Source organism: Streptomyces lancefieldiae (genome assembly GCF_031845825.1).
In the GTDB taxonomy this organism is placed as follows: domain Bacteria; phylum Actinomycetota; class Actinomycetes; order Streptomycetales; family Streptomycetaceae; genus Streptomyces; species Streptomyces lancefieldiae.
The window spans coordinates 1-318 of the sequence record NZ_JAVRFH010000431.1; the positions used below are offsets into that span (position 1 = coordinate 1).

The 318-nt window shown below is 66.7% G+C and carries 1 protein-coding gene; it reads left to right on the plus strand.

Annotation, left to right across the window (positions count from 1 at the left end; all coding sequences use genetic code 11):
- A partial coding sequence (locus tag RM812_RS42845; protein WP_311586547.1) for a transposase occupies positions 1–309 on the plus strand: 309 nt, incomplete at its 5' end.
- Positions 310–318: the final 9 nt, after the last annotated feature.

The following is a 318-nucleotide window of genomic DNA, read 5'->3' on the forward strand; positions in this document are numbered from 1 at the left end:
CTCGACGGCCCGATCGTGGTGGTCTGGGACAACCTCAACACCCACCTGGCCACCGGGCTGAAGCGGTACGAGGCCGACCACGACTGGCTCACCACCGTCCGTCTTCCGCCCTACGCACCTGACCTCAATCCAGTCGAGGCCGTCTGGTCGCTGGTACGCAGGGCGATGGCCAACACCGCCTTCGACACATCCGAAGACCTCGACCGCACCCTTCGCCGCGAGTTACGCAGGATCCAGCTCCGCCCCCACCTGGTCGACGGCTGCCTGACCGCCACAGGTCTGGCTCTCACCCCACCGACCTCGCCGTGAAAACCTCAG